Annotated in this window: 27 protein-coding genes and 1 pseudogene; 18 read left to right on the top strand and 10 right to left on the bottom strand. The window is 60.2% G+C overall.

Going from position 1 to position 26157, the window contains the following annotated elements; translation table 11 throughout:
• Window positions 1-4: 4 nt before the first annotated feature.
• On the top strand, window positions 5-421 hold the full coding sequence (locus tag FHX11_RS14260) for a DUF3830 family protein (protein WP_184358301.1): 417 nt from the start codon (window positions 5-7) through the stop codon (window positions 419-421).
• Between the two features lie 54 nt (window positions 422-475).
• On the opposite strand, the gene FHX11_RS14255 is transcribed toward FHX11_RS14260, so the two are convergent.
• Complete coding sequence (locus FHX11_RS14255; RefSeq protein ID WP_184358300.1) at window positions 476-1453, bottom strand: LysR family transcriptional regulator; 978 nt, start codon at window positions 1451-1453, stop codon at window positions 476-478.
• A gap of 1 nt (window position 1454) precedes the next feature.
• On the opposite strand from FHX11_RS14255, the gene FHX11_RS14250 reads away from it, so the two are divergent.
• From FHX11_RS14250 to FHX11_RS14230, 5 genes are all read left to right on the top strand, one after another.
• Entirely contained in the window at window positions 1455-2276 is an 822-nt protein-coding gene (locus FHX11_RS14250) for a phosphoribosyltransferase family protein (RefSeq protein WP_246781002.1), read from the top strand.
• Window positions 2277-2446: 170 nt separating this feature from the next.
• On the top strand, window positions 2447-3019 hold the full coding sequence (locus FHX11_RS14245; protein ID WP_184358299.1) for an aminotriazole resistance protein: 573 nt from the start codon (window positions 2447-2449) through the stop codon (window positions 3017-3019).
• 28 nt (window positions 3020-3047) lie between these two features.
• The gene (locus FHX11_RS14240) at window positions 3048-4559 is read left to right on the top strand and encodes an ATP-binding cassette domain-containing protein (RefSeq protein ID WP_210292453.1); all 1512 of its coding nucleotides are present in this window, start codon (window positions 3048-3050) and stop codon (window positions 4557-4559) included.
• Window positions 4556-5236, top strand: a complete 681-nt coding sequence (locus tag FHX11_RS14235; protein WP_184358297.1) for an energy-coupling factor transporter transmembrane component T — start codon at window positions 4556-4558, stop codon at window positions 5234-5236. Before FHX11_RS14240 ends, FHX11_RS14235 begins: the two co-directional genes overlap by 4 nt.
• Window positions 5226-5858: a phosphoribosyltransferase family protein gene (locus FHX11_RS14230; RefSeq protein WP_184358296.1), complete on the top strand. Its 633-nt coding sequence runs from the start codon at window positions 5226-5228 to the stop codon at window positions 5856-5858. The genes FHX11_RS14235 and FHX11_RS14230 overlap by 11 nt, the downstream gene beginning before the upstream one ends.
• A 104-nt stretch (window positions 5859-5962) precedes the next feature.
• On the opposite strand, the gene FHX11_RS14225 is transcribed toward FHX11_RS14230, so the two are convergent.
• The 6 genes from FHX11_RS14225 to FHX11_RS14200 form a co-directional block, all read right to left on the bottom strand.
• Complete coding sequence (locus FHX11_RS14225) at window positions 5963-6496, bottom strand: flavin reductase family protein (RefSeq protein ID WP_184358295.1); 534 nt, start codon at window positions 6494-6496, stop codon at window positions 5963-5965.
• Window positions 6497-6683: 187 nt separating this feature from the next.
• Window positions 6684-7421, bottom strand: a complete 738-nt coding sequence (locus FHX11_RS14220; protein WP_184358294.1) for an aspartate/glutamate racemase family protein — start codon at window positions 7419-7421, stop codon at window positions 6684-6686.
• Window positions 7387-8172, bottom strand: coding sequence for an SDR family oxidoreductase (locus tag FHX11_RS14215; RefSeq protein ID WP_184358293.1), 786 nt, complete (start codon window positions 8170-8172; stop codon window positions 7387-7389). Before FHX11_RS14215 ends, FHX11_RS14220 begins: the two co-directional genes overlap by 35 nt.
• Before the next feature lie 80 nt (window positions 8173-8252).
• Window positions 8253-9548, bottom strand: a complete 1296-nt coding sequence (locus tag FHX11_RS14210; protein WP_184358292.1) for an LLM class flavin-dependent oxidoreductase — start codon at window positions 9546-9548, stop codon at window positions 8253-8255.
• Window positions 9545-10516: a cupin domain-containing protein gene (locus tag FHX11_RS14205; protein ID WP_184358291.1), complete on the bottom strand. Its 972-nt coding sequence runs from the start codon at window positions 10514-10516 to the stop codon at window positions 9545-9547. Before FHX11_RS14205 ends, FHX11_RS14210 begins: the two co-directional genes overlap by 4 nt.
• Window positions 10517-10537: 21 nt before the next feature.
• Window positions 10538-11959, bottom strand: a complete 1422-nt coding sequence (locus FHX11_RS14200; RefSeq protein ID WP_210292452.1) for an amidase — start codon at window positions 11957-11959, stop codon at window positions 10538-10540.
• Between the two features lie 203 nt (window positions 11960-12162).
• On the opposite strand from FHX11_RS14200, the gene FHX11_RS14195 reads away from it, so the two are divergent.
• The 6 genes from FHX11_RS14195 to FHX11_RS14170 all read left to right on the top strand — a co-directional run bounded on the left by FHX11_RS14195 (window position 12163) and on the right by FHX11_RS14170 (window position 17138).
• Window positions 12163-13173 (top strand): ABC transporter substrate-binding protein, encoded by a 1011-nt coding sequence (locus tag FHX11_RS14195; protein ID WP_184358290.1) that lies wholly within the window; start codon window positions 12163-12165, stop codon window positions 13171-13173.
• 38 nt (window positions 13174-13211) lie between these two features.
• The gene (locus FHX11_RS14190) at window positions 13212-14042 is read left to right on the top strand and encodes an ABC transporter ATP-binding protein (RefSeq protein WP_246781001.1); all 831 of its coding nucleotides are present in this window, start codon (window positions 13212-13214) and stop codon (window positions 14040-14042) included.
• Window positions 14039-14788 (top strand): ABC transporter permease, encoded by a 750-nt coding sequence (locus FHX11_RS14185; protein ID WP_184358288.1) that lies wholly within the window; start codon window positions 14039-14041, stop codon window positions 14786-14788. Before FHX11_RS14190 ends, FHX11_RS14185 begins: the two co-directional genes overlap by 4 nt.
• Window positions 14785-15528: an ABC transporter permease gene (locus FHX11_RS14180; protein WP_184358287.1), complete on the top strand. Its 744-nt coding sequence runs from the start codon at window positions 14785-14787 to the stop codon at window positions 15526-15528. Before FHX11_RS14185 ends, FHX11_RS14180 begins: the two co-directional genes overlap by 4 nt.
• A gap of 2 nt (window positions 15529-15530) precedes the next feature.
• The gene (locus tag FHX11_RS14175) at window positions 15531-16313 is read left to right on the top strand and encodes a class II aldolase/adducin family protein (RefSeq protein ID WP_348649707.1); all 783 of its coding nucleotides are present in this window, start codon (window positions 15531-15533) and stop codon (window positions 16311-16313) included.
• Window positions 16314-16412: 99 nt separating this feature from the next.
• Window positions 16413-17138, top strand: a complete 726-nt coding sequence (locus tag FHX11_RS14170) for a GntR family transcriptional regulator (protein ID WP_184358286.1) — start codon at window positions 16413-16415, stop codon at window positions 17136-17138.
• A gap of 10 nt (window positions 17139-17148) precedes the next feature.
• On the opposite strand, the gene FHX11_RS14165 is transcribed toward FHX11_RS14170, so the two are convergent.
• Entirely contained in the window at window positions 17149-17898 is a 750-nt protein-coding gene (locus FHX11_RS14165; RefSeq protein WP_184358285.1) for an alpha/beta hydrolase, read from the bottom strand.
• Between the two features lie 115 nt (window positions 17899-18013).
• Entirely contained in the window at window positions 18014-19339 is a 1326-nt protein-coding gene (locus FHX11_RS14160) for an aminotransferase class I/II-fold pyridoxal phosphate-dependent enzyme (RefSeq protein ID WP_184358284.1), read from the bottom strand.
• Window positions 19340-19438: 99 nt separating this feature from the next.
• On the opposite strand from FHX11_RS14160, the gene FHX11_RS14155 reads away from it, so the two are divergent.
• From FHX11_RS14155 to FHX11_RS14135, 5 genes are all read left to right on the top strand, one after another.
• Complete coding sequence (locus tag FHX11_RS14155) at window positions 19439-20416, top strand: ABC transporter substrate-binding protein (protein ID WP_184358283.1); 978 nt, start codon at window positions 19439-19441, stop codon at window positions 20414-20416.
• 45 nt (window positions 20417-20461) lie between these two features.
• Complete coding sequence (locus FHX11_RS14150) at window positions 20462-21352, top strand: ABC transporter substrate-binding protein (RefSeq protein ID WP_184358282.1); 891 nt, start codon at window positions 20462-20464, stop codon at window positions 21350-21352.
• Window positions 21349-22293, top strand: a complete 945-nt coding sequence (locus tag FHX11_RS14145) for an amino acid ABC transporter permease (protein WP_184358281.1) — start codon at window positions 21349-21351, stop codon at window positions 22291-22293. The genes FHX11_RS14150 and FHX11_RS14145 overlap by 4 nt, the downstream gene beginning before the upstream one ends.
• Window positions 22290-23081 carry an amino acid ABC transporter ATP-binding protein gene (locus FHX11_RS14140; RefSeq protein WP_246781000.1) on the top strand — a complete coding sequence of 264 codons (792 nt, stop codon included), beginning with the start codon at window positions 22290-22292 and terminating at the stop codon, window positions 23079-23081. Before FHX11_RS14145 ends, FHX11_RS14140 begins: the two co-directional genes overlap by 4 nt.
• A gap of 78 nt (window positions 23082-23159) precedes the next feature.
• Window positions 23160-24338, top strand: a complete 1179-nt coding sequence (locus FHX11_RS14135; protein WP_184358280.1) for a M20 aminoacylase family protein — start codon at window positions 23160-23162, stop codon at window positions 24336-24338.
• A 264-nt stretch (window positions 24339-24602) separates the two neighbouring features.
• On the opposite strand, the gene FHX11_RS14130 is transcribed toward FHX11_RS14135, so the two are convergent.
• Window positions 24603-24962, bottom strand: a complete 360-nt coding sequence (locus FHX11_RS14130; RefSeq protein WP_184358279.1) for an SPW repeat protein — start codon at window positions 24960-24962, stop codon at window positions 24603-24605.
• A gap of 416 nt (window positions 24963-25378) precedes the next feature.
• Here FHX11_RS14130 and FHX11_RS30125 point away from each other — a divergent pair.
• A pseudogene (locus FHX11_RS30125) lies at window positions 25379-25558 on the top strand (hypothetical protein); the annotation flags it as partial.
• Between the last annotated feature and the right edge of the window lie 599 nt (window positions 25559-26157).

Below are 26157 nucleotides of genomic sequence, written 5' to 3'. Positions count from 1 at the left end.
GGCAATGAAATTGAAGATAACCCTCGGCTCGTATGTTTTCGATGCCGTCCTGGAGACCGAGAAAGCGCCCCACACCTCCAAGGCGTTCTTGGAACGCATGCCATTCGAGGGCAAGATCGTGCATGTGCGCTGGTCGGGCGAGGGTGTGTGGATACCGCTTGGGGATTTCGATTTCGGCGTCAGTTACGAGAACCATACCAGCCATCCGGCACCTGGCCATGTTATCCTTTATCCCGGTGGCATCAGCGAAACGGAAATCCTCATCGCCTATGGCGGGGTGGCTTTTTCCTCGAAGGTCGGACAGCTTGCCGGCAACCACTTCATCACGATCACGTCCGGGCTCGATAAACTATACGAGGTCGGGCGCAAGACGCTCTGGGAGGGCGCACAGCCGATCCGTTTCGAAGCGGCGCAGATTTGACGGTCAATCGCCTGATCGTCGTGATGGGTTAGTCTTTCAAGCGGTTGGCGGCGATCACGACGCACTCCCGGCCGGCGGAGCCGCAGGGGCGATCACTTGCAAGTCCTGGGTCGCGCTTGCTTGGGCCTCCAGCTGGTCGAAATAGGCCTCGAAGTGGCGCCGGACAACAATGGAGGTCATGGATAGGCTCCGTTGCGGATCGACGATCAGGGAAAGTGTGAGAGGCGGAATGCCGCGATCGCTCAAGCGCGGATAGATCAGGCCGTCGTCGCGTTTTATCGGAGCGCCGGAGAAGACGGCGATCAGGCCGTAGCCTGAGCCTTCGCGCACCATCGAGCGCATGAGCTCCAGGCTGTTCGTTGTTAGCACCGGCTGGAGCCGCGCGCCGATCTTGGCGGCTGCGATGTCGATCGTATCGCGAAGATGGACGCTGGCATCCGGAATGATGGTTGGGCTGCGAAAAAACTCGTCCAGGGATATGCTGTCGGGTGCCGGCAGCTTGCCGTCTGCGGCGAGCACTGCCCTCAAGTGAAAGCGCGTCGACCGTGTTGCGATGACGCCCGGCAACGGTTGCGGGCTGAATGTCAATCCGAAGTCGGCTATGCCGTCGATCACCATTTGCCGAACGCGATCTGAATCGACGACCGTGACCTTGTTGCGAATGCGCGGATGCTCCTGCATGAAGCGAGCCAACGCAAGCGGCAGAAAATCGGCGACCGTCTCCTGGGGGACCGCGATCTTTACCTCGCCGCGACGAAGTCCCTTGAGCTCCTCGATCTCGAACCTGATCCGCGACAGGTCCTTCTGCCATTCTCGGACGCCGTGAATGAGGATTTCGCCAGCCGAGGTCAGCCGCATGCCCCGCGGCAGACGCTCGAAGAGGGGAACCCCGAGTTCCTCTTCGGCACGGACCAGCTGCTTGTCTATGGCCGAAGCCGAGACATTGAGCTTTTCCGCCGCTTTCCGGATGGATCCCAGCCGAGCGATCTCATCAAGGTAAAGCGCAAAACGGGAAAACAGAAGCCTGCTCATATTGGCGACATCGGTGTTGAAAAAAAGGAAACGCTCCGGACGAATATTGATGTTTGTAAAATCGCCCTTGCCCGTTGTCTATAGAGCGGGAAGACCGCTTGAACGCCTCCTCTGGGAGAAATGGATCACTTCAATGTACTTCGAGACATCGCAGTCGCATGAAGCGGAGATTGCTGGAGAAACCTTCAGCCTGCCGATCATTCAGCTGAGCGACCGGCGTGCGATTGCCTTGCTGATGGTCATCGAAATGGGCGTTCGCTTCGGCGATGTCGTCGGTGATGCCTTGGCCGAACGTTTTGCCGAGCTAAAGCCGGATATCGTCGTCGGCAGCGCGACGCTCGGGATTCCGCTCGCCATCGAGGTCTCGCGGCGCCTGGGGATCGATCAATATGTCATCCTGCAGAAATCGCCAAAATTCCACCTCGCCGACGCCATGGTTGAAGAGGTGCGGTCCATTACGGCCAACGCATCGCAGCGCCTGCTTCTCGACCGGCGTTCGATCGGGCTGTTGCAGGGCAGGCGTGTTCTCGTTGTCGACGACGTCGTCGCCACCGGTTCAAGCATGGCTGCGGCGATACGGCTGGTACGTCGCGCCGGCGGGGAAACGGTCGGCGCCGGGGCCATTCTGACCGAGGGCCATGCCTGGCGCAAAGCTCTCGGCGAGGATGCGGAGCTCATCGTCAGCCTCGGCCACATTCCCCAGTTCGATATTGTTGACGGCGTTCCGATACCCGATCCTTCCACAGAGAAGGATGCCTGGACGGACCAGCGAATTTTTCTCACCCGTTCCCGGCAGGCCGGACGCAAGACATCGGCCGCCTGAGGGGAGACCACAAAACAAGCATGAAGCCGGACGAGCTGTTCCGCGACGTCTGGGACAAACGATTTGAGGGAGATTCCACAAGGGGACGTTTCTGCTCTTGAACCGTCGCGGAGAGCCGTTTCGTTCGGCCTTCCGAAGACTTCCGGATTGCTTTTAGGGGAACCAAAATCATGCAACCAACGACCATGTCACAAAGTGACGGAAATACACTCTTTCCCATCGTGCTCTCGATCGTGGCCGCTGCCGCGACGGGTGTATTGTGGGCCTATGCCAACCCGATCCAACTTGTGCCCGGTGTTATTCAGTGGCGCATCTTCGCCTTCCTGCCTTCGCTCGTCGGAATCCTGCTCGGCTGGCGCAGCGGGTTTATCTGCGGTTATCTCGGCACGATCGTCTGGTCGCTCCTCGCCGGCACCTTCATTCCGGCCCATTCGCTCTTCGTTGACGGCATCATGGTCGGCTTGACCGGTCTCATACCGGGACTGCTGTTCGACCCGGCCAAGATGACCTTCGATCGCCCGGCCCTGCTCAAGATAGCCGTGGTCTGCCTGGTTGTCGGCCTCGTCATGGTGGCGGCTGTCTCCGCAAGCCTCGCCTATCTTGGCATTTTCCCGTTCTGGTGGGGTTTCGGCTATATCGGCCTGTCGGACATCGTCCCGATGGTGGTCGGCACGCCGCTTCTGGTCCTTCCTGCTCTGAAGATCCTGAAAAGCGCCCATCCGGCGGGCTTCAAGCGTTTTTAGAACGAGGCTGGATCACCAAGTGCTAAGGATGATCGATTTGACGCTTGGTTTTGGTGACGCGCCTGTGCTCACCAAAACCAACGCCATAGTTGAGGCGGGCCAGCGGCTTCTGATCTGCGGCGAAGCTGGTAGCGGCAAGACGACGCTGCTCTCCGCGGCCGCAGGTTTGATCCCGCGCCTTATTCCGGTTGCGGAATTTTCCGGCGACGTGGAACTTGAGGGACGACCCGTTTCCTCGCTCACGAAGCGTGAACTTTTCGACACGATCGGCTTCGTGTCGCAGAATATCGAGGACCAGCTCTGGGATATCTGCGTCGAGGACATCATTGCCTTTCCGCTCGAAAACCGTGGCGTCGCGCGAAATGTGATCCGCGGGCGGCTTGCCGAGCTGATAGCGGAATTTCAACTCGAAGCGCTTTGTGGCCGGCGGGTCTTGACCCTTTCAGGCGGCGAGCGGCGCATGGTGGCCGTTGCGGCGGCAATCGCTTCCAATCCGTCCATCCTCGTCATGGATGAGCCGACGACCGGTCTCGATCCCGCTGCCCGTCTGCGGCTTTCCAGCATCTTGCGGAAGGCGTCTGACAGTGTTTCCACCTTACTGCTGTCGGAACAGGACCCCTCCGCGCTGCTTGCCGTCATCGACAGCATTGCTCTCCTGCGCAATGGCAGCCTTTCGCCGGCGATGCCGGTAAAGGCTGCTCTGTCGAAAAACGATGCCTGGATCGAAGCTGGTGTGCTGCCACCCATGCGCAGCCGCCCATCGCGGCGAACCGTTGCGGTCAACCGTCCCCTGCTTACCGTTTCGGGCCTGACGACACGGCTTTCCCGTTCGCAGGGACAGCCGGTTTTGAAGGGCGTGAATTTCGATATCCGCGAAGGCGAGGTGGTCGCGCTGATCGGGCGCAACGGCGCTGGCAAGACGACGTTGTTCAAATCCGTTCTCGGCCTTGCGAAGACGGCGGCCGGATCGGTTCTCCTCGACGGCGTGGAGGCCTCCGGATGGACCGTCGCCGCCCGCGCCCGCAAGATCGCCTACATACCGCAGAACATGCGGCATATCCTCTTCAACATGAGCGTGCTTGGCGAAGTGATTTTCGCCGTGACAAGCACAAGCGCAACCTCCGACGATCCCGCTGTCATCGCGCGCGCCAATGCTGCGTTGGAGCATTACGGACTTTCGGCACTCGCGGAAGCCAATCCGTTTGCCCTGTCCGTTCGCCAGCAGGCACTTTTGGGACTTGCCTGTGCTGACGCGGCCGGCGCCCCTGTTGCCATTATCGATGAACCGCTTCTGGGGAGAGACATCAAGGGACGCCACATGCTGGAGCGTTTCATTTCGTCCATGCAGGCCTCGGGCCGGGCCGTCATGCTGATCTCGCATGATATGGAACTCGTCGACGATCTGGCGACGCGCCTGATGGTTCTCGACGATGGCGCCATCGCCTTCGATGGAAATCCTGAGGACGGCTGGAAAAGCAGCGCCTTCCGCGCGCTCGGCTGGCAAGCACCTTACGACACCACGGCTTGGAGCATGGCATGAGGCGGCTTTACGAGATCAATTTCTTCATGAAGCTCGGCCTTGCCTTCATCATCATGGCGGCCGCGTGGTTTACTCCCGACTGGCTCGCGGGTGTGGCGCTCGCCACGATCTGCGTCGTCCTGCTGTGGGCGACGGGCGTGCCGGGCATGCGCGGTTACTTGAAGGGGGCGCTGCTGCTCACCGGTATGGTCATGGCGAGCTGGATAATCAATCTCTGGCTCCAGGGCATGACGACATCGCAGGCACTCCCGATCGCCGCCGCGATGGCCGCCCGACTGGTGACGACCACGGCCGCCTTCTATTTCGTCATGGAAACGAGTTCGCCGGGTTCTATCCTGGCCGCTGCGAGTGCCGCTAGGCTCCCGCCGATCGCCACACTTGTCTTGTCGCTGACCTTCGGGATCATTCCCATGCTGCGCGAGGATTTCGAACGCATCGCCGACGCGCAGCGTTCGCGCGGCATGGAGATCGACGACGTTGCGTTCCCCACGAAATTGCGCTTCGCGCTTGCACGCGGCATTCCGCTGCTCGTCCAGGCGATCCGCATGGCGCATGCCCTCTCTTTTTCATTCACCCTTTATGGATATGACTTGAAACACAAGCGGACGACCTGGCGCAATGTCGGCGTCATGGTCGAACCGCGCCTCAGCATGAAGGACAAAAGCCGTGAACCCTGAAGCCGCGGATCCCAGAACACAGCAGAGCTGGAAAGTCGACGTTTCCGGTTACTCCGTCGATTTGCCGATCGTGGCAATCAAACCGGATTTCGCCATCTCCTTGATGATGATCATCGACCTCGGTGTGAAGTTCGGAGATCATGTCGGCCGGGAGCTTGCCGCCAAACTTGCGCCGCTGAAGCCCGACATCGTCGTCGGGGCTGCCACGCTCGGTATTCCCGTCGCCATCGAGGTCTCCCGCGCGCTTGGTCTCGACCATTACGTCATTTTGCAGAAATCGCCCAAAATCCATCTGGCGAACGCAATGGAGCAGCGCATATCTTCGATCACCTCGAAGGGTGAGCAGCGTTTGCTGCTCGACCGCGCGGCCTTGCCGCTGCTTGAGGGAAAGCGCGTTGTGGTCGTGGACGACGTGGTCGCCTCCGGATCCAGCCTCAAGGGTTCGCTCGAACTGGTACGCAAGGCGGGAGCCGACGTCGTCGGCATCGGCGTCATCCTGACCGAAGCCCGCGAATGGCAGGAGACACTCGGAGCAGACTGCGGCCTCATCCATAGTCTTGCCCATATTCCACAGTTCTCCCGAGCCGGCGGCGAGACCTGGGAACCCATTCCCGGCACCTGAACATGAAGGCTAGCCCGAACAGGGAGCGGGGAGACAGCAGCGAGAGGTCAACGCACGATCCAGATTGACGGAGCCGATGGCCCCATCCGCAGCGAGGCGTGCCATCATGCCTCCGTAGATTTCAGATGTTGATATCCACCCTGCCAGTAAAGAAGTGGCCGAGCGCCCGACCTCACGGTCATGGCGCAGACATGACCGATGAGAATTGCATGGGAATGATGATGAACTGCTCGTTCCAAGACGCAGTCCAATACCGTTAGCGCATCTTTCAGCGCCGGCGTGCCGGTTGATAGTTCGTGCCAGTCAGCGTCGGCGTAGCGTGCCACGCCTTGGCGTCCATTCTGTCCGGCGAAGGATTGCGCGATGTGCTGTTGATCTTGGGCAAGCACGTTGACGCAGAAACGCTGACGCCGTTCGAGTATTGGCCACGATGATGAAGTTCGGTTGACGCAGACGATCACCGAAGGAACATCCGCCGAAAGCGATGATACCGAAGTTGCGGTGAATCCTGATCGCTCCTCCCAGCTGCCGACGGTGATAACGCTGACGGCGCCCGCAAGGTGCCGCATGGCCATCTTAAACTGAGCTCCATCGATAAGATGGCGCGTGTCTGCATCGATCGCGTTCGTAGGCTTCATCTGATGCTCCTCTATCTCTACGCGGGGCAGGCCGTTACGCAACGGTACCGGCGGGACCGGTTCGGCAAGGTCGGTGCGGCTCAATTCCCAACATAAGCTTCGCATGGAGATTGCGGCCGTAGACTTCTACGTCCCAAATCTCCCCGTGATGGGTTCGGGGGACTCATGCGTAAAATTCCGCGGCCTTCTAAGATTTGCCTCTCAGCAGGTCCAAGCTGTATTCGATTGCCACGCGCACGGAATCCAGGACAGGAATTCCGAGCTCCTGGGACAGTTGCGGTGCGATCGATGAGCCGGCCAGGTTTGTGCAGAGAATGAGGATTGCGTCGACAGGCTGGCGTGCCACCTTCCGCACCATCTCGGCGATCTCCTCCGGCGTGATCGCCGCATAGGCCGTATTTTCGGTAAGGTCGCTGCGCACGGCGGCGGCCACCTCAATGCCGATACCCGAGTAGTTGGCGATGATGCGCCTCTCGAGTGCTTCGACATAAGGCGTCACCAGCCCGATCCGCCGCGCGCCAATTTCTCGCAGGGCCTCGTTGATTGCAATGATCGCCGTCGTCGCGCGGATGCCGGTTCGCGCCTCGATCGCCGCAACCCATTGTTGGTCGCGGTCGAAGCCAAGCCAACTCGCCGCGGTTCCATTCCACAAAATGAGATCGACAGCGGCGTCGGCCAAAAGTTCCGCTGCGGCGAGGACTGGCTCGAGTTCGAACTGTTGCAGCGAGGAGCTGTCCTCGGAGATCTGGACCACCCGCAGGCGGGAGACATGCGAGGTCACGGAACCGTCGGCTGGCAGGAGCTTTGCCGTTTCCGGCTCCAGAATCGTGTTGGAGGAGGGCGCCAGCATACCCAGGCGCTTCGGATGTCGCTCAACCATCGCGGCAACCTCAGACGATCGAGCGGCGGGATGCGATCCCGCCATCCACCGTCATGATCGTGCCCGTCGTGTAGCCGGAGCGGAAGGAGGCGAGGAATACGATCAGATCCGTGACTTCATGAATATGAGCAGGCCGGCCCAATGGATAGGTGAGGGCCAGTTCTTCAAAGCGGGTTTCGTCGCCCAGCACATCCCTGGCCCGCTTCTTCAGCATATTGTAGATTCGGTCCGTATCGACCGGGCCGGGATTGACGCCGACCACGCGGATATTGTCGTCGAGGCTCGATCCGCCGAGCGCCCGGGTGAAGGCCATGAGGCTCGCATTGCCCATCGCGCCGGCGATATAGCGCGGATCCGCGATCTCGCCGCCATTGCCGATGTTGTTGATGATGACGCCGCCGCCGGCAGCCTTCATGCGGGGATAATAGAGCCGGCAGAGATTGATATAGCCGTAGATCTTCAGCTCCCAGCCTTCGCGCCATCTCGCTTCGTCGATATCGAACAGCGAGCCGGACGGGATGACGCCGGCGTTGTTGACAAGGATATCGACATCGCCAACGGCCGTGACCAGACGCTCAGCGGCGCCGGGGACGGTCAAATCCTCGGGGAAAAGATCGACGGTCGCGTTGGGATTGGCGTCCAGGATGCCAGCCTTGACGGCTTCCAGATTGCCGATATTGCGGGCCGTCAACCGAACCGCACACCCTTCCTCGGCGAATGCCCTGGCGAGGCCAGCGCCTATCCCCTGCGACGCGCCGGTAATCAGAACGGTCTTCCCGTTTAACCGCAAATCCATTTTGGGCTCCTGTGAAATTCTTGTGAGAGGGCCGCGATCGCCGCGGCGTTTGTGGGTGCCCGTGGCCTGACTGACATCGTCTAGCGCCTGGCGGCTCGTTCGAGGCCGAGATGGTCCCGCAATGTCGAGCCGGTATAATCCGTTCGAAACAGACCGCGCTCCTGCAGGATCGGGACGACCAGATCGACGAAATCGTCGAGGCCCTCGGGGAAATAAGGGGGCATGATGTTGAAGCCGTCGGCGGCGCGGCTCTCGAACCATTGCTGCAGCGTATCGGCTATATGTTCGGCCGATCCGCACAGGACCCAATGACCACGGGCCGCGGCCATCAGATTATAGATATCGCGCAAGGTCATATTGTCCCGGCGGGCCTTCGACAGCATGACGCTTGCAAACGAATGGTAGCTGTCGGGAAGCGGAATGTCCGGAACGGCGCCATCGAGATCATATTGGCTCATGTCGACGCCAAATCGGTCTGAAAGCAGCGCCATGGCATTGGTCGACGAAATGAAGCCCTGCAGCGTTTTCAATTTGTCGAAGGCTTCTCGGTTGGTGCGGCCAACGACCGGCATGACGCCCGGGAGCAATGTTACCTCGTCCGACCTGCGACCGAATGCCGGCAAAAGCGCCTTGAAGTCCGAATATTGCCTTTGCGCCTCGGACAGGTCCTGCACCACGGAGAAGACGACATCCGCCGTGCGGGCCGCAAGCTGCTGGCCGGGAGCGGAGCCGCCCGCCTGCAGAACGACCGGTTGGCCCTGTGGCGAACGGCCGATGTTCAATGGTCCTTTGACGGAGAAGAACGCGCCGGCGTGATCCAGCGACCGGACCTTGGCGGGATCTATGTAGACGCCGCTTGAGCGGTCGGCGACGATTGCACCGTCGTCCCAGCAGTCCCAGAGACCTTTGACGACGTCGATGAATTCGCCGGCAATGGCGTAGCGTTGGCTGTGATCGGGATGTTCGCGGCCGAAATTTGCCCCGGAGACGGCATTGGCGGTGGTGACCGCATTCCACGCCGCCCTGCCACCGCTGATATGGTCGAGCGAGGCAAATGCCCGTGCGGTGCTGAACGGGTCGCTATAGGTGGTGGAGGCGGTTGCGCCGAGGCCGATATGGCTTGTCGTCATCGCAAGAGCGGCCAGCATGGTCAGCGGTTCCAGCCTGGCGGTGTAGGACGGATGGGCGCCAGGATCGGCATAGAGATTGTCGCCCATGAAGATCAGATCGAACTTGCCGCGCTCCGCCGAGGCCGCAATGGCCTGAATGGCTTTCATGTCCTGAAAGCTGTCGAAGGCGCCCGGATAGCGCCAGCCAGCGACATGGCTGCCCGTTCCCAGAATGAACAGCCCGAGATGCATCTGTCGTGTCGTCATGCGCCGTTGCCCGTTGCTTCGAGGAAGGAGAAGCCCATCGTCCGGGCATGGTAATGAAGGCCGCCGTCCTGCACGATCAGGAACATTGCGCGCTCATTGCCGTCGTTGTGATGCGAATGCGGCTCGGTCGCCGGCGTGACCAGCGTTGCAAAGGGTGACCAGTCGCAGCGCAGCCCGCCGACCATCGAATAGGCGTGCTCGCCCTTGAGGATGAGAGTGATGGCGGCGGAATTGTGCCGATGCAGGCGCTGATGCTCGCCGGCCGGGACCGTGTTCAGCGATAGTGTCAGCGACGGCATGATATTGCGGCTGGCTTCCTGCCTTCTGGACGAGAAGATCAGCGCGATGCCGGAGGTCGTTTCGTTCTGCCCGGCATCGACGACGCGTTGCAATTGCTGTGCGATTTCGGCTGCGGGATAATGTACGGCTTCGATGGTGGTCGTTGTCGCATCGGGGGGGATCAGCTTTTCGAAAGCCAGTTGCGGTTCGTTGCTGACCAGCCACAAGACGGCGCCGTCCGGACCTGCGGCAAGCGATGTATCCGGTCCGCCCGCTGTCAGGAACACGTCGCCGGCCGCCCAATCGAAAAGCTCCGCCCCGGTTTTGGTCGTGCCAGAACCGCGGATGACGTACCAGATGACGCCGCTGGCGGCGAAATCCGCGCAAAGCGTTTCCCCTGGCGCGATCGCCGCGTAGCGTGCGAGCATCAGGGGTGTCGTGGCGGCGAAGGGCGCTTCGATCGCCGCGGACTGGTCGCAAGCAAATAGTCTGGTCGTCGTTGCCGCGAGGGCGAGTGCGGCTTCCTGGCGAAAGGTGGATGCTGGTACCGCGGGCAGTTTGACGTTGAAGGCATTGCCGGAATTGAAAAACCGCGCCCGGGCGGCAACCGGTGCCGCTGTGTCGGCGGGAAGCTGAACCGGCATCATGGCCATATCGATCTTCTGCGCGGCATCCAGGTTGTCGGTCATGCTCTTGTCCTCCTTCGCGCCTCAGAGTGTCGGGCGCCGCAAATGCCATTCGGTCACGCCCTGATAAGCCTGTGCCGAGCGACAGAGCAGGGCTTCATCGAATGGTTTGCCGACAAACTGGAAGGCAATCGGGATGCCCGCCGAGCTGGCGCCGCAGGGAACCGTGATGGTCGGATAGCCGCAGACATCGAAGGGGGCAGTGAAGGGGCCGATGGCGAGGATCGCTTCCGGATCCTCGCCCAGTGACGCCATATAATCGAGCGTCGGACCGGCAATTGGCAGGCCGGGCACGAGCAGCATGTCAATTCCGGTGAACATGGCGGCGATCCGTCCGTTGAATATGCGGCGGTCAGTCAGGGCTTCCGCCATCGCCAAGCCACTGAAACTGTTGCCGCGCTCCAGAAGAGCTGCCAGTCGCTCGCCATAGTCCTCTCTGCGTGCCGGATATGTCTCGCGGTGGGCAAGAGCTGCCTCGACCGCGCACTGCACCGCCCAGCCGCGCAGAATGGCTTCGGAGTCGGGAAAGGTGACGTCGACGATGCGGGCGCCGAGCGCGCCCATGGTCGTTGCGACAGCCTCGATCGAATGGAGGACTTCTTCCGTCGCAATCCGGCGCAAAAAGCCCCAGTCGACGCCGATCGTGATGCCGGCCACTCCGTCATCGATGCTGGCGAGGTAGTCTGGTGCCGCGACCGGTGCAGACGTGGGATCGGCGGGGTCCTGTCCCGCGATGACCGTCAGGATGGCGGCGGCGTCCTTTACCGTGCGTGCCATCGGGCCGACATGATCGAGCGATTCCGCCAGAGGAAAGACGCCATGGCGGCTCACCCGGCCCCAGGTCGGCTTGATGCCGACGAGCCCGCAGCAGGACGAGGGCAGGCGGATCGACCCGCCGGTGTCCGTGCCGAGCGTTGCGTAAGCAAGCCCGGCCGTCACCGCAACGCCGGATCCGCTTGAGGACGTTCCCGTCCAGTGCGCGGCGCCGAAGGGATTGATGGGCGGCGCGATCGTGGGGTGGTGATCGGCATAGACACCTTCGGTCGCCGTCAGCTTACCGAGCATCACGGCGCCGGCAGCCCGCAGCCTGGCTGTCGCGGTCGATTCATGAGGCGGCTGCCAGTCGCTATAGATCGAACTGCCGAGACCCGTCTTGATGTCGGTCGTGTAGAAGACATCCTTCACGGCCATGGGGATGCCGTGCAGGGGACCGCGCCAGCCCCCGGCCTTGATTTCCGCATCAGCCTTTTCGGCCATCGTCATCGCCGTTTCGCGTGCGACCGCAACATAGGAATGAAGCGCGCCGTCATGGGCTGCGATACGCTCGAGCATCAGTTCGGCGAGCGTCACCGGCGACAATGCGCCGCTGCGGATACGATCTGACAGGGCGGTAAAACTTTCGGCCCACAATCTGTCTTCCGTCATCTTGCCGATCTCCGCAGGCATGCACCATTTCCATTATACATAAATGAGCTTTTAAAATAATCAACGCAAAAGTATTAGGCAGATATGTGCAAATTTAAGGCTGAATCGTCGTTGCGATACAGAAATTTTCCAGATTCTTGATCCGATATCGATATGGAATCGATGATTTTGAGTTGGCATGTATATTGCTTTTACATTTCTGCATACTGAAACGGAGAGCGATCATGAAGGCATCTTTAAGAAGTGGCTTGCTTGCGGCGGCGGTTGCCGTCCTTGCCGGGGTGATTTCCATGACACAGGCCGCGGCGGCCGAAGCGGTGTCGATCCGCCTCAAATGGGTCGCCCAGGCGCAGTTTGCCGGCATCTATGTCGCCAAAGCCAAGGGCTTCTACAAGGAGGCCGGCATCGAGGCGACGATCAACCCCGGCGGTCCGAACATCAATGTCGAGTCCCTCGTCGCCTCCGGCGCCGATACGTTTGGCATCGCCAGCGGGACGGAGGGCATGCTCTATGCGCGCGAAAACGGATTGCCGCTCGTCTGCATCGGCATGTCGCAGCAGATGACGCCGTTTGCCTACGTCACCTACAATGGCACCGGCATCAAATCGGTCAAGGACTTCAAGGGCAAGAAGGTCGCCACCTGGTTCACCGGCCCGCAGTTCACGCTTTTCTCGGTGCTTGCGCATGAGGGGATTGCCAAGGATGATGTGCAGATCGTCTCCCAGCCCTTCTCGATGCAGCCGTTTATCGACCATCAGTATGATGTGGCGACGGTGACGCTCTATAACGAGCTCAACACACTGAAAGAGCAGGGTATCAATGACATCCGCCTGTTTCTCCCCGACGATTCCGGTGTGACGACGCAGCAGGACGCCATTGTCACGTCGGAAAAGATGATCAAGGAAAAGCCGGAGCTGGTGCAGGCGTTCCTGGCTGCGACGTTGAAGGGCTGGAAATATTCCTTCGAGCACAAGGCCGAAGCCGTCGATATCGTGCTTGCCGCCGGTTCGGGTCTCGAGCGCAAGCATCAGGAACTGATGCTGGACGAAATCGAGCGCGTGATGACAGCCAAGCTTGGCAAGACCGAAGGTCTCGGCGCCATCGATCTTGCCTCCATCGGTGCCGTGCAGGACAGTCTCCTCGAATATAAGGCGCTCAAGGCCAAGGTGGACCTGAAGTCCGCCTTTAATACGTCCTTCTGGGACAAGGTCCCGGCGGCGGACAAAAAGCTCTGAACGCGCACGGAATGGAAATGGGGACGATGGATCAATCGATGATGCAAAGCCAGCCGGAAGCCACCCATCGTCCCGCGCAACTGCAGCTCGTCAACGTCTGGAAACGGTTCGGGGAGGGCGAACGGCAAACCGTTGCCGTTCGCAATGTCGATCTTTCCATCGCGCCGGGCGAGTTCGTCACGCTGATCGGCCCGTCCGGTTGCGGCAAGTCCACGCTCTTCAATATGATTGCGGGCCTTTTGCCGCCGGATCCGGATGGATCGATCCTGCTGGCCGGCCGGCCGCAGATGGACGGCGCGTTGCTCGGCAAGATTTCTTTCATGCCGCAACGCGACCTGCTGTTTCCCTGGCGCACCGTGCTCGACAATGCCACGATCGCACTGGAGGTCGAGGGCATGCCACGCAAGGCCGCGCGACAGAAGGCCGAAGCGCTGTTCCCCGATTTCGGATTGCAGGGCTTTGAAAAGCATTATCCGCATCAGCTATCCGGCGGCATGCGCCAGCGCGTAGCCCTGATGCGCACATTCCTGTTCGAGCGCGACCTGATTCTGCTCGACGAGCCGTTCGGGGCGCTCGATGCCCTGACGCGCAGCATGATGCAGCGCTGGCTGCTCGAGATATGGGCCCGCCACCGGCGCACGGTTCTGTTCATTACGCATGATATCGACGAAGCGATTTTCCTTGGCGACAAGGTTGTGGTCATGACGGCCCGCCCCGGCACGGTCCGTTGCGAGGTGAAGGTCGATTTGCCGCGCCCGCGCGATGCCTCCATCCTCACCGATCCGGAATTCATGGAGATCAAGAGGAGGCTGTTGGCGGTCGTCGAGGAGGAAAGCATGAAAAGCTTCGCGGCGGCGGTGGCGCCATGAAGCTTCGGGTCGTCGCGAGTTCTCCGCTGACTGCTGTCTTGATAACGATGGGCATCTGGCTGGTCGTCGTGCCGATGTTCCGGATCGAGCCGCGCTACCTCCCGGCGTTGCCGGATGTACTTGCCGATGGTGTTTCGATCTGGCCTGACCTGGCGGCAGGTTTCGCGCGCACATTGTTGGAGACCTTGATCGGTTTCATGCTTGGTGCTGCGCTGGGCATCATCTTCGGCATTGTCTTTGCCTATGTGCGGATTGCCGAGCGCGCCTTCTTCCCCATTTTCGTTGCGCTGCAAACGGTTCCGGTCATCGCATTCGGGGCGATTGTCGTGATCTGGTTCGGCAACACGATCCTGTCCAAGATCGCGATCGCGCTTTACCTCTCCTTCTTTCCCGTGGCCGTCAACACGCTGCGCGGCCTGCAATCCGTGGACCCGCAGCGGACCGCCCTCATGCGCAGCTTCGGAGCGACGAAGACGCAGCAATTCCTCAAGCTGGCCTTGCCGACGGCACTGCCGACCATCATGGTCGGGCTCAAGCTCGGCGTATCCCTCGGTCTTGCGGGTGCCATTGTCGGGGAATGGTTCGGGGATACCGTCGGCCTCGGTGTCATGCTGCTGCAATCGCTCTATTTCGAGCAGGTGCCGCGCATGTGGGTGCTGATCATCGCCAGCGGTGTGCTCGGTACGGCGCTCTATGGCGCGCTTGCATTGCTGGAACGGAAATTCATCTGGTGGCGCCCCGAATGACCAAGTTCAATGGCTTCGCTCCGGTCTTCATCGCGCTCGTAGGGCTGCTTCTCGCCTGGCAGTTCGGCGCTTCGCTTCTTGATCTGCCGGCCTACATCCTGCCCCGGCCGCTCGATATCCTCACGGGTGGTATCGGCAAGGCGCATCTTATTGGCGACGCGCTGTTCGTAACCCTCCTCGAGGCATTGCTCGGCTTCGCCATCGGCGCGGCAATCGGGTTTGGGCTGGCGATGGTGATGATCCTGCTTCCACCGCTCGAACTCAGCCTGCTGCCGCTGGTCATCGCGATCAATTCCGTGCCGGCGGTCGCTTTTGTACCGCTGGCATTGATCTGGTTCGGCCTGGGCATGGCCTCGAAGGTCGCAATGGCCGCGCTTGCGGTCAGTTTCGCGGTCCTTCTCAACGTGCTCGCCGGCCTGAAGCGGCCCGAGACGGCGGCTATCGATCTGTTGCGCAGTTTCGGGGCAGGGCCGTTCGGCATCCTCTGGCGATTGCGGCTGCCGGCGGCGATGCCGCAATTGGTCACCGGCTTGCGCATCGGGCTTGCCCGCAGCACGATCGCCGTGATCGTCACGGAAATGCTCGGTGCTTATACCGGCATCGGGCAGCTTATCTATCAATCAACGGCCCAGATCGATTATGTCGCGGTGTGGGCCGCCGTCTTCGCCGCGTCGCTCGGCAGCCTGATCCTTTACGGGCTCCTCGTCGCAATCGACCGCAAGCTAATATGGTGGAAATGAACATGGCATCGACTTCCAGACCGCTCGAGGTTGCAATAGCGCCGCTGTCCGAAGCAGAGCTTCGCGTCCAATTGGCCGCATGCTATCGTCTCGTTGCCCATTTCGGCATGGACGATCTCATCTACAACCATATCTCGGTTCGGCTGCCAGGCCCGGAGCATCATTTCCTGATCAACCCCTACGGATTGCTGTTTTCCGAAATCAATGCCTCGAGCTTCGTCAAGATCGATCTGGACGGAAACAAGATCGGCAAGAGCGATCATCCGGTGAACCGGGCCGGCTTTGTCATTCACAGCGCAATTCATTCCGGTCGCGAGGATGCAATCTGCGTGCTTCATACCCATTCGGAGGCCGCGACCGCCATTTCGGCGCTGGAAGATGGCCTGTTGCCCGTCAGCCAGTTCGCGATGCGTTATATGGGGCATATGGGCCTGCACGACTATGAAGGCGTTGCCATCGACACCGACGAGCGCCAGCGGCTGATCGACGATATCGGCCCGCATAATGTGCTGGTGCTGCGCAATCATGGTGTTCTGACTGTCGGGAGAACCATCCCTGAGGCCTTTATCCTCATGTATTATTTTGAAAAGGCGGCTCGCGTGCAACTGATGGCGCAGAGCGCTGCAAGTGCCGGATCGCGCCTCGCCCTTCCGAAGACCGAGGTCAGCGAAAAGGCGGCGAGGCAATTCCATGATCACCATGGCGACATTCTTGCTCCGGGTTCCCGCGAGTGGCCTGCATTCATCCGGTTGCTCGATCGGCTCGATCCCTCCTATCGCGATTGATATGATCCGCCTATCTATGCGAAGTAGAATCGACGGGACCTGCTGCGGATGTGCATCCGTGGCGGTAAGAGATCTTGTTCTAAAGACGGGAAAAATGGCATGACGGGGCAAGAGACCGGATCGGTTCTATTGGTGTCCGACGACGGCGATGTACGCGCGGGCGGGGGAACGCTTTCCGACGAATTGCGCAATCGTCTGGAGGAGATGATCGTCAGCGGTACGCTCAAGCCCGGCGAACGCCTTGACGAAGTCGAGCTTGCAGCCCGTTTCAAGGTCTCTCGGACGCCGGTCCGGGAGGCGCTGAGAGCATTGAGCGCGGCCGGCCTTGTCGACATACGCGGACGGCAGGGCATCACGGTCGCGATCATTTCGATCCCGATCCTCCTGGAAATGTTCCAGATGATGGCGGTACTCGAGGGGCTATGCGCCAAGCTGGCGGCGCGCCGGGCGACCGTCTCCGAAAAAGCGGCGCTGCGCGAAATTCATGCGAGGCTCATTGACGCCCTTTCAGCGGGTAATCCGGACAATTTCTACGCCATCAATTCCGAGTTCCACGAACTGCTCTACGATGCGGCGCATACGCATTTCCTTGCGGGTCAGACCCGGGCGCTGCGGCGCCGTGTGGCCGCCTATCGACGTTACGTCACCTATCAGCCGGGTCGCATGGCGGCGACGATCGGCGAACATGAGCGCATCCTCGACGCCATCGAGCATGCCGACGCCGAAACGGCGTTCAAAACCGCCAGCGAGCATGTCAGTCTCCTGGGCGATGACCTGGCGGACTTTATCGCGGCCCTGCCGGCGGCCCTTGTTCAGGAGGGCTGAAAAGGCGCCGTCAGCCGGCACCATGTTCTTCGAGAATGGTCATTGCGATTGAATTGAAGGCATCCGGGCTCTCAAGCATCGGAAAATGGCCTACATCATGCATGAAGCGCAGATCGAGATTGGCCAGATCGAGTTCGGCGCCACCGCGGAGCATGGCGGAGTTGATGGTGGCGGCCGGAATATCCAGAAGCGGCCAGCGCGCTTCCATGTCCCATTCCAGCAAGGATCTCAAAGCCGTCAGCGCGACGTTTCTGTCGCATCGTGTCATAACCCGGATAATATCGGCGATGACGGTGGGCTCCGTTTGGGGTGCGGTGATGTTGCGCACCATTTTCGCCATTGTGGCTTCGAAATTCGCCGCGAATTTTTCAACTCTCAATGCGACCTCATCGGCGGGGCGGCGCTGGTAAAAGGCCGCGTCGGTGAACGTATCGACGCCGAGGATGAATTTGCAACGCTCGGCGAGACGCAAGCCAGCCTCTATGGCGACGGGGCCGCCCATGGAATGGCCCATCAGGGCAAGCTTGCTTACATCGAGCGCGTCCGCCACGGCGACGATGTTTTCGGCAAACCTGTCGATGCTGAATTCCGATGTGCCTGCCGAAAGGCCATGGCCTTCAAGGTCGAGTGTCACGACCCGGAATCGGCTGGCCAGCCGCGCTGTTTGAAAACGCCAGAATGTATGATCGCAGCACCAGCCATGCACCAGAAAAAGGAACTCCCCCTTTTCTCCATGTACCTTGAAATTGAAAACGGGCATTCAGCCGTGACTCCGCGCGCATCCAGGTCAGCAGTCTACAACTTCCCGCGACCTCGAATCCAATATTGTTTTTGCAGGTCTCCGAGCCCCGATCGCTGAGCCGTAACAGGCCGTGTCAGTGCACGGCGGCGAGTGCGATCGCGGCAGCCACCTCTTCGCAGCGATCCGTCAGATTGGACGTGGCAACGCGCAGATGGCTGCTGGGCAGAACCGAAAATTTGGTCCCGGGATGAACAGCGATACCGCGAGCTGCCAGCGTGACCAGTGCAAATGTTTCCGACGAAACCGGGACCCAGGCACATAAACCGTTGCCATGAGCGGCTTCCACGCCGCGCTCGTTAAGCGACCGGATGAGATTGGAGCGGCGCTCGCTGTAGATTTGCCGCGCTCGCCGCAGCGTTGCATCGGTCACCGGATCCCGAAGAAGCCACGCCGCGGCGGACTGGAGGATACGGCTCGTCCATCCGGCACTGAAGCTGCGATAGGACTGGATCTGCTCGACGATCGCCCGCGAGCTCGACAGCACCGCCAGTCGCAGATCCGGCCCGTGCGTCTTCGAGTAAGACAGAATATGGATGACGCGATCGGGAAAAAGATGTCCCATCGAATGGCGCGGCGCCGTCGAGATATCGGCAACGCCATCGTCCTCCACGATCAATGTGTCCTTGTCGCGAAGAATCTCGGCTATGCGTGCCATACGCGCGGAACTCACGCTCTGGCCGGTGACGGAATGGATGCGTGGTTGAAAGATGAAGGCGACGGGTCGGTACCTCAGTGCCTCTTCCAGTGACGATGGCAGCGGTCCCTCCCGGTCGCATTTCACCGGAATGATGCGTGCACCTCGATCCTCGAGAATATCCAGAAGGCGCATGCCTGTGGGGTCTTCGATCGCAACGGCGGCGCCTGGCATGACCAGGGCGTTGATCAAGGTGTAGACGGCATTATAGCCGCCATTGGTCGCCAGAAACGCCTCGGGCTCGTAAGGCCACGTCTTTCTGACCTCGTCTTCGAGCTCCGGCAGGATACGGCTGCGCTCGTAGCTGTTGAGATTTTCAGCCGAAGCTCCGTAGGCCATCGCCGCCTCCAGCTTCGGCAGCAGTCGCACGTCCGGAACGGCGGCCGTCAGGTTCAGGGCGTCAGTGCCATAATCGCCGACACTTGCGAGCCGCGCCGGCTTGGCGACGAAGCGATCGCCGCTGACCCATGTGCCGTTCCTGCCGCGTCCGCTGATGATCTTCTGGCGCCTGAGCTCGCTCCAGGCTTCGGACAGGGTCGCCGGACTTATGCCAAGAACAAAAGCGAGATCCCGGATGGGCGGCAATTTGGTGCCGACCGGCAGCGCGCCGGCGCGAATGAGCGCACTCGTCTCCAGCGCGATACCACGGATGGTTCGGTCGCTCAATTTTTCGGCAAACCATTTCGCGTCCCGATCTTCGCTCATTTTCGCACCATTTTAATGTTCAATAACGTAATAACATTTGATCGACTTATATTGAACATTTAGTCGTTGAGAAAACAAATTTTCCCGCGAGTGAACTTCATGCCCCTTACTCTCCGCCTTGCCCTCCGTGACTGGGACTATATGACGCCGTTGGTCCTGGGTGACGTCTCCTCCCCCAAACTCGATATCAAGGTGGACCGGATCGGCACGCTGGTCTCGCATGTGGGCAAGAGCGACGCCTATGACGCAGCCGAAACCTCGTTCAGCCGCTACACGCAGCTGCGCATCGACGGTGACGAAAGCGTGGTCGGCATACCGAACTTCATCATGCGTGGTTTCCGCCACCGCTGCGTCATCACCGCCAAGGACAGCCCGATCACGAGTTTTGCTCAGCTGAGGGGCAAGCGTATCGGCGTCACTGGCTGGCGCGACTCCGGCAATACCTGGACGCGGGCAGCACTCCGGCGCGAAGGCGTGGGCGTCGAGGACGCCATGTGGTATGCCGGCCGCCTGACCGAAGCGCACCCGATCACCGATCGCCTCGACGGGTTTGGCCGCCCCGGCCGCATCGAGGCAGCACCGGGCGAAAGGCCGATGGTGGAGCTGCTCAAGGAAGGCCTGCTCGACGCGATCTTCACACCCTTCATGCCGGATGGCTATTTCGCCGGTCATTCCGGCTTTCGCCAGCTCCTGCCGGATTTCCGCGCTGCCGAACATCGCTATTTTGCCGAGGTGGGCTATGTACCGGGTATGCACCTGATCGGGTTCAAGGCGGAGTTTGTCGCCGAGCATCCTTGGATCATGGCCGAGTTGAGCGCCCTGATCGATGAATCGCAGCGCGTCTGGCTGAGCAAGCGGCGCAAATATGCCGACACCACGCCCTTCATGCTCGACGAACTCTTGAAATCGGCGGCAGAACTGCCGGAAGGCTGGGATGCGAGCGGCTTTGCCGCCAACCGCAAGATGATCGCCGATTTCGCCGGGGAATTGCATGTGCAGGGCATCCTGCCGCGGCTGATGACGCCGGAAGAACTCTTTCCGTTCGACGTCGATGGCAGTCCCACGAATTCAGCCTGATCACCGACTAAAATTCAAAGACGCAAAGCAAAAAGGGGAATGAATATGTCGCTGAAAAAGATAACCTACCTCGCCCTCGCAAGCCTGATGATGTCGGGTGCTGCCTTCGCTGAGGATGCGAGCCTGCCGAAACTCTCGGTCAACACCGATCTACAGGCCAAACTGCCGGACGCGATCCGCACCGCAGGCAAGATGATCTCGGTCAACAACGGTTCCTTCCCTCCCTATGAAATCGTCACCGGCACGAAATTGACTGGCGCCAGCGCCGATCTGACCGATGCGATCGGCGAGGTGCTTGGCGTGAAGATCGAGCATGAAAGCGTCAGCGGCCTGCCGGCCATTCTCGCCGGCATCAATTCCGGCCGCTACCAATTCGCCTTCGGCCCGATCGGCGATTTCAAGAGCCGTGAGGAAGCCAATGACTTCGTCGACTGGGTACAGGAATTCGTCGTCTTCGCCGTCCAGAAGGGCAACCCGAAGGCCATCACCTCGCTCGACAGCGCTTGCGGCCAGCGCATCGCCGTCATGGCCGGCGGCTCGGCCGAAAAGGTGATCCAGGTCCAGGCCGAGAAATGCAAGACCGATGGCAAGGCTGCGATCGAGGTCCAGTCCTTCACCGATCAGCCGAGCTCGATCCTGGCCGTCCGCTCCAAGCGTTCCGACGCCTTCTTCTCCTCGCAGGCGCCGCTCACCTATTTCGTCTCGCAGGCAAACGGACAGCTTGAACTGACCGGCGTCGGCCAGAAGAACGGCTTTGAAGATCTCTATCAGGGCGCGGTCGTGCCGAAGGGCTCGCCGCTCGGTCCCATTCTGAAGGATGTCATCAAGGTTCTGATGGACAATGGCACCTATGCCGCCATCATGAAGAAATGGGGCCTTGAGAACAACATGATCAAGGAACCGGGCATCAATCTTGGCGGGACCTTGCCGAAATGAGTACGAATTCCGTAGATATCGCATCGCCATCCGGCGATGCGGCGGAACGGGATGTGGCGAATGCCCACACACCGTTCCCGAAGGGCCGCGTGACAGCCTGGATCGTCACATTATTGATCGCAGCCTATTGTGGCTGGTCGATCGCCCACAATGAAAACTTCGGCTGGCATGTCGTTGCCCAGTATTTCTTCGATCCTGTCGTCATCAGCGGTCTCTATGTCTCGCTCGGCCTGACCGTCATCGCCATGGCGCTCGGTATCGCCTTCGGCCTGCTCTTGGCGATTGCCCGCATGTCGAAGGATAGGCTGGCAAGCTCGCTCGCCTCGCTGTTCATCTGGTTCTTCCGCGGCACGCCGCTGCTCGTGCAGCTGATCTTCTGGTACAATCTCTCCACACTCTTCCCGGCGTTGTCGATCGGCATCCCCTTCGGCCCGACCTTTGTCAGCTGGGACACCAATTCGGTCATCAGCCCGATGACGGCAGCGATTGCCGGTCTCGCGCTGAACGAAGCCGCCTATATGGCTGAGATCATCCGCGGCGGCCTGCTTTCGGTCGACAGAGGCCAGTTCGAAACGGCCGAAGCCTTCGGCATGACGCGGATCCGGGCGCTGCGCCGCATCATCATTCCGCAGGCCATGCGCTCCATTGTGCCGCCGACCGGCAACCAGCTCATCAGCATGATCAAGGCGACCTCGCTCGTCAGCGTCATCGCCATGGCCGACCTGCTCTACTCCGTGCAGTCGATCTACAACCGCACCTTCGAAGTCATCCCGATGCTGCTGGTGGCCGTCATCTGGTATCTGCTGATCACCTCGGTGCTCAACATCGGCCAGAGCTACATCGAGCGCTATTATAGCCGCGCCGACCGTCGCTCCGGTGGGACGAAGGTCGCAACCGACAGCGCGCCGGCGCTGGTGCCGGCACAGGAGGCAGGTCAATGAGCGTCCTCGTGAACAGTGTCGCCAACACGCCGCCGCTGGTACAGGCGCGCAACGTCCACAAGTCCTTCGAAAATCTCGAAGTGCTGAAAGGCATCGACCTCGATGTCGTGCCGGGCGAAGTCGTCGTCATCCTCGGCCCCTCCGGCTCTGGCAAGTCGACCTTCCTGCGCTGCATCAACCATCTGGAATCGATCAATCGTGGCTCGATCGAGGTGGATGACGAGCAGATCGGCTATCGGCTGAACAAGGGCCGGCTCGTCAAACTGTCCAGCCATGCGATCGCGCTGCAGCGGCGCAAGATCGGCATGGTGTTCCAGCAGTTCAATCTCTATCCGCATATGACGGCGCTGCAGAATGTCATCGAGGCGCCGATCGGCATCCATGGCGAAAGCCGCAGCCAGGCGACCGAAAACGCACTGGCGCTGCTGGATCGCGTTGGCCTGTCGGCCAAGGCTCACAACTACCCTCGGCAACTCTCCGGCGGGCAACAGCAGCGGGTGGCGATTGCCAGGGCACTGGCGATCAAGCCGAAGCTGATGCTGTTCGATGAGCCGACCTCCGCGCTCGACCCGGAACTCGTCGGCGAGGTGCTGTCGACCATGCGCGATCTCGCCAGCCAAGGCCTGACGATGATCGTCGTCACCCACGAGATCGGCTTTGCCCGCGAGGCGGCAGATCGTGTCGTCTTCATGGATGGTGGCAAGATCGTCGAGCAAGGCAAGCCGGAGGATGTGATCGGCAATCCGCAGCATCCGCGTACCAGAAGCTTCCTGTCGCGCTTCATCTAGCGCGGTCTCTCTTCCCTCTCAGCCGCCCGCCGCCCGCCGCGCGCCGCGGCGGCGGCTCCATGCAAGACCGGAACAGCCATGACCCTCAAGAACGACTACGCCAGCATCTCAGATTTCGAACCGATGAAAGCCGAGTTGACGGCGATCCGCCGCCACCTTCACGCCAATCCCGAGCTTTCCTTCGAAGAAGCCGAAACCGCGCGTTTCGTTGCCGACAAGCTGGAGGCCTGGGGTTACGAGGTGACCCGCAATGTCGGCGGTCACGGTGTCGTCGCCCGCATGACTGTGGGCAGCGGCAAAAAGAGCATCGCCATCCGCGCCGACATGGATGCCCTACCGATCATCGAGCAGACGGGCTTGGAGCATGCCAGCAAGGTATCGGGCAAGATGCATGCCTGCGGCCATGACGGCCATACGACCATTCTTCTGGGTGCCGCCGAATATCTGGCCCGAACCCGCCGCTTCAATGGCACGGTGACGTTGATCTTCCAGCCTGCCGAAGAGGCCGGCGCCGTCAGCGGCGCACCGGCGATGATCGCCGACGGCCTGTTCGAGCGTTTCCCCTTCGATGTCATCTACGGGCTGCATAACCATCCGGGCGCAGCTGAAGGGACGTTCCTGATGCGCACCGGCCCGCTCATGGCGGCAGCGGACACGGCAGAGATCACCATTACCGGAAAGGGCGGCCACGCTTCGCGTCCGCATCTGACGATCGACCCTGTCGTCGTCGCCTGCCACCTCGTCGTCACGCTTCAGACCGTAGTATCGCGCAGCGTCGACCCGACGCAGACTGCCGTCGTCACCGTCGGTGCCATCCATAGCGGTGAGGCATCGAACGTCATTCCGGAGAACGCCAAGCTGCTGATGACCATCAGATCCTTCGACCCGAAGGTGAGGGAGCTTCTGGAAGCACGGATCAGGACGCTCACGGCGTCGGTCGCCGAAGGCTTCGGCGCAGCGGCGGAGATCGACTATGTCCACGGCCATCCCGTCGTCGTCAATTCCGAGGCGGAAACCGAATTTGCATGGAAGGTTGCTGAAGAGCTCGTCGGCGCCGATAGAGTAACGACGTGCGCCCTCATTCCCGGCAGCGAGGACTTCTCGCATTTCCTTGAACACAAGCCGGGCGCCTTCCTGCGTCTCGGCAATGGCCTCAACTCAGCGATCCTGCACAGCGCCAAGTATGACTTTGCCGACGAGAGCCTGACGACTGGCGCTGCCATGTGGGCGCGATTGACCGAGCGCTATTTGAGCTAGGAGGATTAAGGAGCGGGCCGCGGAGTGATCGCTTCCGGGTAAGAAGGGCAGGCCGAAAATCGGCGGTTTCCAATCCTTCAATACGGCATGGTGAAGCATCGTCGGTTGGGAGCATGAACGGCGTAAGCGAAGCGCGGCCGGCTATGCCCCGCGGCGTGTAAGTTTACGATGCCCACGCCGTTGGTTGACGGCCAAGCTTCGAACGGTCACCTCGCGCCGCCGCTTCACGCGGCGGCTGTAGTCATATCCAGCTCGTGTCCACACCTAGGCGTGGGCATGGGGATGATGAACATCCCATATTCTCCACAAGCATGCGGCGGCAACGAGACCGCCGATAATGATGTTTGTCCACATCGCGCTTGTATTGGCAGCAAAACTAAGCAGCCAGGGAGACGCAATCAACCATAGACCGAGCACCAGATTGGCCCATTCCTCCCATTCGGCAAATACCGAAAGTGCCGCTGTCGCCAAGACACTCAGCAAGGCGGCAACGATCCACGCATTCCAACTCGGCATCATCTCAGCTGTGAAGCCGAATATCCACGGGGAGATAAATAAACATGCGGCCAGGAGCAAATTTGCCCAGTCCTGCGTTCTTCTTCCTTTCATCAAAGTGATTGCCATGGCAACCTCCTCACCAAGAAGCCTAGCGACGGCTCGATCCGGCGTGAACTTCACGCTTAAGTATATAAGTGGTTACTACAATTTCTATTTCAAGATAGACCCTGCACGCCTGTGGACATCACAGTAAATCCGAAAGGATCTTCCAGTGCGGAACCGGATACACCTGTGAAAATCGAAGTTAAGAAGCAGCGCGCGCCGCGCCGTAAAAAGGTAGCTGCGGAACCTGCTTCCGCGATATCGGAGGCGGCGAGCGTGGTGCCCGAGGCAAGCTCCGCGACTGCTGACGGACGGCCGAGAGAGGGAGGCACAAGCGCAAAACGGCGGTCAATCCATGGAGAGGCAGGAATAAAGAGACGTATTTCAGGGACGATTTTTATGGCCGATGTCTACCCGACGCTGGCCAATCATATTGGCACGCCGTCGCTCACCTTCGTCAGGACGGTCGGATCATCGCTGGCGTCTTGTCCAAGCATGTCTCGTTGCTCCGCTGGGACCACATAAGCCTCGCCGGCATCTATTCCTGGGACGCCGAACAACAAATGTCGGCGAGTTTCAGGCTCTTGCGATTTCCCGGTCATCTGCCTCGGACCGCATGATGTTCATTGTCCATTCGGTCTCAGTGCAGGACCTTAAACCGCTTTCATCCTGCCCATACTGCTTGCCGGGTATTTCATGCACGTAGGAAGTTGACCTGTGTACGGAGACGCGACTTCGGCAAACGGGGCCTGGTCGCGGTCATGCCCGGCGGCCTTATCCATTCTAAAAACTGATCTTTTTAGTGTTCCGAAATGTGGCGGAATATCAGAAATCAATCATATTTGCATATTTCAGTCAAAACTTCGCCATAGTTGACAAAGAATTCGCACCGCAACTGTGCCAACCTAATCGCCAATTGGCTGCGAACAGGAGGCAATGTAGCGACCAAAATTTAGTGTGGGATAGCCAAAAGATTTCAGACATCAATCGTCTCAAGCTGAGCAATCAACCTTACCATAAGGTCGGTACTGCGAAGTACGTCCAATGCTGAGCTTATAAAAAATCTGTGGCATTCGCTTGTTCGCCGAACAAGCCAACTTCGATGAAGCCGGGGTTTTTATAGGCTGATTCGCTTGACCATTCAAGATGAGATCCGAGCTCGGTCTGCAGCCAATGCGGACCGGGAATGGCGTCGCATACCCCGAATTCCTTGACCCCG

The organism is Rhizobium sp. BK602 (genome assembly GCF_014195095.1).
In the GTDB taxonomy this organism is placed as follows: Bacteria; Pseudomonadota; Alphaproteobacteria; order Rhizobiales; family Rhizobiaceae; genus Rhizobium.
The sequence above is the reverse complement of the archived record's forward strand: the minus strand, read 5'-3'. Positions and strand labels throughout refer to the sequence as shown.